Origin of the sequence: Psychrobacter sp. 16-MNA-CIBAN-0192 (genome assembly GCF_040309565.1) — a bacterium.
Taxonomy (GTDB): Bacteria; Pseudomonadota; Gammaproteobacteria; order Pseudomonadales; family Moraxellaceae; genus Psychrobacter.
Genome location: NZ_JBEOOX010000180.1, coordinates 1 through 278 on the forward strand (window position 1 = coordinate 1; position 278 = coordinate 278).

At 36.0% G+C, this 278-nt stretch carries 1 protein-coding gene; it reads right to left on the bottom strand.

Annotation, left to right across the window (positions count from 1 at the left end; all coding sequences use genetic code 11):
• The coding region (locus tag AAEY78_RS12835) for a DNA cytosine methyltransferase (protein ID WP_352339708.1) at positions 1 to 278 on the bottom strand (278 nt) is incomplete at both ends.

A 278-nucleotide genomic window follows, 5' to 3' on the forward strand; every position in this document is an offset into this window, starting at 1 on the left:
CATCATTCCCGAATATGGAGATTTACGAAGGACTGGTTTTTTAGCTAAAGTAATTTTAGCGTTAGTTATTCTGGGATTAGTTTCAGTTCCTGCTCTGCCTAAATGACCTATAGCCTCTCTTAATGATATCGCTTCTTTTTTATATTCTTCAAAATCAGTTATATCTACTAAGGGGAAACCGAGTTTTGTTCCTATGAAAAAAACTCGTTCACGCGATTGAGGTACACCAAAATCTTTCGCATTTAATACTTGCATGGTTACTTGATAACCAGCATCTG